The 4325-nt window shown below is 71.8% G+C and carries 4 protein-coding genes and 1 pseudogene; all 5 read right to left on the reverse strand.

Annotation, left to right across the window (positions count from 1 at the left end; all coding sequences use genetic code 11):
- Window positions 1–100 precede the first annotated feature (100 nt).
- A complete protein-coding gene (locus ACRDP3_RS00255) occupies window positions 101–826 on the reverse strand; it encodes a histidine phosphatase family protein (RefSeq protein ID WP_431514726.1) in 726 nt (241 codons plus the stop codon).
- Window positions 823–1287, reverse strand: a complete 465-nt coding sequence (gene rsfS / locus ACRDP3_RS00260) for a ribosome silencing factor (protein ID WP_431514727.1) — start codon at window positions 1285–1287, stop codon at window positions 823–825. The genes ACRDP3_RS00255 and rsfS overlap by 4 nt, the downstream gene beginning before the upstream one ends.
- An 85-nt stretch (window positions 1288–1372) precedes the next feature.
- A complete protein-coding gene (locus ACRDP3_RS00265; protein ID WP_431514728.1) occupies window positions 1373–3037 on the reverse strand; it encodes an LCP family protein in 1665 nt (554 codons plus the stop codon).
- On the reverse strand, window positions 3034–3636 hold the full coding sequence (gene nadD, locus ACRDP3_RS00270) for a nicotinate-nucleotide adenylyltransferase (RefSeq protein WP_431514729.1): 603 nt from the start codon (window positions 3634–3636) through the stop codon (window positions 3034–3036). The genes ACRDP3_RS00265 and nadD overlap by 4 nt, the downstream gene beginning before the upstream one ends.
- 9 nt (window positions 3637–3645) lie before the next feature.
- Window positions 3646–4325, reverse strand: a pseudogene (locus ACRDP3_RS00275) (aldehyde dehydrogenase family protein); the annotation flags it as partial.

A 4325-nucleotide genomic window follows, 5' to 3' on the forward strand; every position in this document is an offset into this window, starting at 1 on the left:
CTGAGCTATAGCCCCGCGCGGTTCCAGGCGCCGCGACGCCGTGAACGAGCAGCAGCATAACCGTTGACCAGGCGGGATGCGAAATCAGCCGTGAGGCACGTCAGTCGTCGTCGCCGAGCACCGGCGCGGGGAGCGTGCCCGCGTTGTGCTCCAGCAGCCGCCAGCCCCGTACGCTCTCGCCCAGCACCGACCAGCAGCAGTTGGAGAGCCCGCCGAGTGCTTCCCAGGTGCCGGGCACCAGGCCGAGCAGTCGCCCGATGGTGGTACGGATGGTGCCGCCGTGGCTGACGACGACGAGGATGCCCCCCGGCGGCAGCTTCTCCACCGTGCGCTCCACGACAGGCGCCGCCCGTTCGGCGACCTCGGTCTCCAGCTCGCCACCCCCGCGCCGCACCGGCTCACCACGCTTCCACGCGGTGTACTCGTCGGCGAACCGCTTGATGATCTCCTCGTGGGTCAGCCCCTGCCACGCCCCCGCGTACGTCTCCCGGAGGGCTTCGTCGTGCGTCACCTCGAGGCCGGTGACGGCGGACAGCTCGGCCGCCGTCGCCGCGGTCCGCTTCAGGTCGGAGGCGAGGATCGCGTCCGGGCGCAGTCCGGCCAGCAGCCGGGCGGCCCGCCGCGCCTGCCGGCGGCCCTCCTCGGTCAGCTCGATGTCCGTCGAGCCCTGGAAACGCCGCTCCAGGTTCCACGCGGTCTGACCGTGCCGCCAGAGCACGACCTTGCGGTCCCGGCGCACCGGACTGGCCGGGGGTGCCCCGGTCTCCCCTGTCGCCTCAGTCGTCCCGGTCGCCTCAGGCGCCGGGGTGACGGCCTCCGGAGTCATCGGCGGCCTTCGTTTCCGCCCCGCTCCGCCGCGCCCTCGTACGATCCCTCGCCGTCCGCCTGGCCGGCGTGCTCCGCGCCCTTGCCACGGGTCGACTTCGCGTCCTCGGGCAGGTCCAGCTCCGGGCAGTCCTTCCACAGCCGCTCCAGCGCGTAGAAGACCCGCTCCTCGCTGTGCTGCACGTGCACCACGATGTCGATGAAGTCCAGCAGCACCCAGCGCCCGTCACGCTCGCCCTCGCGGCGTACCGGCTTGGCGCCCAGCTCCTTGAGCAGCCGCTCCTCGACCTCGTCGACGATGGCCTTGACCTGCCGGTCGTTCGGCGCGGAGGCCAGCAGGAAGGCGTCGGTGATGGCCAGGACGTCGCTGACGTCGTAGGCGACGATGTCGTGCGCGAGCTTGTCGGCGGCAGCCTGGGCGGCGGCGTTGATCAGGGCGGTGGAACGGTCCGTAGCGGTCACAGGGATAGCTTTCACTTCAGGAAACAGCGGTCAGGTGTACGTATCGCGTCAGACGCCAGGATCTCACGCCGGGCCGGGCGCTCTCTCACCCCTTGTAGTCCCGGCCCAGTACGACCGTCACATCGGCGTTGGCCGTCCCCTTGCCCTTGCGCACCACGGCGGCCGGCAGGTCCAGCGTCTTCGCCACCTCCACGGCCTTGGGGCGCTGCTTCGGCTCGGCGTACGTCACCAGGGACCGCGCCTGCGCCACGCTGCCGGCGCCGCCGTTGACGACGGTGTAGCCGCCGTTGACGAGCGCGGCGGAGGCCCCGTCGTCGGCTCCGCGGTCACCGCTGGCGTTCGTCACCTTCACCTTGGGGGTCGCGTCGGGATCGGAGTTCTTGACCGTGCCGCCCAGCACCTGCTTGACCAGGCCCTCGCTGGTACGTGGGCTCAGCGTGCCGTTCGTCCGCACGGGCAGCAGCGCGGTCTTGTACGAGCCGCCCTTGGCCTGGCCGGCCAGCTTCGCCAGGGACGCGCCGAGCTCCGGCTCGGGGAGGGAGGGGTCGGGGATCTGTCCCAGCGACCGCACCGTCCTGGTCGCCGTCTTCGAGTCGCTGGAGAGCTTCCGCAGCGTCTGCTGCATCACCTCGCCGAAGCGCTCCAGCTGCCGGGTCTGCGGTTCACCGATGCCCCGGTGGGTCGCGTACGCGACGGCGGCCCGCCCGTCCAGGTCCTGTGCCCTGCCGCGCGTCACCAAGGGCTTGTCGCCCTTCTTCTCGCCGGGCACGGTGGCGTTCGCGTCCAGCGTGATGCCGCCGACCAGCTCGACCAGGTTCTCCAGGTAGGGGGTGTCCAGGCGCCAGCTGCCCTTGATGTCCGCGCCCAGCAGGGTGCCCAGCGCGTCGCGGGTCGGAGCGGTGCCCTGGTCCTCGACGGACTTGCCGAGGGTGGTCGTGGCGCCGTCCTCGGTGGAGACGGCGAGGGTGTTCGGCATCAGTACGGTGTTGCCGCGCTTGGCGTCGGCGTTGTCCACCAGCAGTGCCGTGGAGCTGCCGCCGCCCTTGAGCGCGCGCAGGTGTACGACGATGACGTCGCGCTGCTGACCGGCGGCCGTCGCGCCACCCTCGCTCTTGCCCCCGATGCCGGGCAGCTTGCCCGCGTACCAGAGGTATCCGACGCCGCCCACCGCCACCAGGACGACGGCGACGACGAGCGCGACCACCCGGTTCCGGCCGCGGCGGCGCGCCTCTTCGCGCCGCTCGGTGCGGCTCTCGCTGAACTTCAGCCAGTCGATGACGTCTTCGGAGTCGTCCGTGGGCTCCTCGACGAAGGCGAACTGCTCGGTGCCGTACTCCCGGTCCCGGCCGCCGCCGCCCGCGGCGGCCGTGCCGCCCGCGGCGCTCCCGGGTCCGGCCGGCGGCTCCGGCTCCAGCCCCGGGCCCGGCCCCGGCTGCCCGTACCGCTCCCGCTGGGGGACCGCGCTCTGCTGCGGGATCCACTCCTGCTGCTGAGTCTGCTGCTGGGGCTGCTGATGCTGGTGCGCCTGCTGCTGGTACTGCTGCGGCTGCTGCCCGTAGGAGTCGCCGTAGGGGTGGCCCTGCTGCTCGGGCTGCTGCCGGCCGGGAGCCTGCCCGTACGGGTCGTGCGGCTCGTAGCCGTAGACCGGCTGCCCGTACTCGTCGTACCCGAGAAACCGGGGCTCTCCGGGCTGCCCCGGCTGCTCGGGCGGCTGCTGCCCGTACGGGTCGTATCCGTAGCGATCGTTCATGCCTGCGGCGCCTTCTCCCCGTACAGCCCCCGCTTGTTGATGTAGCGCACGACGCCGTCCGGGACCAGGTACCAGACCGGGTCACCGCTGAGCACCCGCGCGCGGCAGTCGGTCGAGGAGATCGCCAGGGCCGGCACCTCCACCAGCGACACCCCGCCGTCGGGGAGTCCCGGGTCGGTCAGGGCGTGCCCGGGCCGGGTCACCCCGATGAAGTGAGCGAGCGAGAAGAGCTCGTCGGCGTCCCGCCAGCCCAGGATCTGGGCGAGCGCGTCGGCGCCGGTGATGAAGAAGAGATCGGTGTCCGGATTCGCGGCCCGCAGTTCGCGCAGGGTGTCGATGGTGTACGTACGGCCGCCGCGGTCGATGTCGATCCGGCTGACCGAGAACTGCGGGTTGGACGCCGTCGCGATGACCGTCATCAGATAGCGGTCCTCGGCGGGCGAGACCGTCTGGTGGCTCTTCTGCCACGGCTGGCCGGTCGGCACGAAGACGACCTCGTCGAGATGGAACCGCGTGGCCACCTCGCTCGCCGCCACGAGGTGCCCGTGGTGGATCGGGTCGAAGGTCCCGCCCATCACCCCGAGTCGCCGGCCGGACATGGCCGCAGCCTAGGCGACGGGGGACGGGACGATCACGAACTGACGTAAGTACAGATCTTGGAAGGTGACCGGGCCTCGGGGACCGGGTACCCGGTCGACGTTGATCCCGGTCTCGGGGACTCGCCGCAGCTTGAAACCGTCGAGCAAGCGGGTACTGGCGTTCCAGAACGCCCCGGTTCCGGTGTAGTTGTCCAGGAACACGTGCGCCGCCGCCTCGTCGCGGGTGACGATCGTGGCGGCGAGGCCAGAGGTCTCCCGATTCGCGAGATGGGCGGCCTCCAGCGGACCGGCGACCCGGCTCACGGTCAACGTCGTCTCGCGGCCGGTGTCCAGGGCCCACTCGTGCCCGAGCGGGTGGTCATGCGGCGGGAGCGACAGCGCGATGCCCCGGTCGCGGGCGGCTTCGAGCAGCTCGTCGTGCAACCGCTCCGGGGCACCGTCGGCAACCAGCAGCAGGTTCACCCGGTTGCAGACCCCCAGCCGGTCCAGGCCCGCCACGAGCAGTTCGACGGCCAGCGCGGGGTCGGCCGCGGCGTCGATGTAGAGCACCCCGCCACCGTCGGCATGGGCCAGCACCCGCACCCCGTGGCGGGCCCCCTCGGTAGCCAGCGCCCTGGTGGTATCGCCACTGCCCCGCACGATGACCAACGGAATCAGCTCGGGCTGTTGCATGAGGGCGACAGCGCTGT

Origin of the sequence: Streptomyces sp., from assembly GCF_050698815.1 — a bacterium.
Classification (GTDB): domain Bacteria; phylum Actinomycetota; class Actinomycetes; order Streptomycetales; family Streptomycetaceae; genus Streptomyces.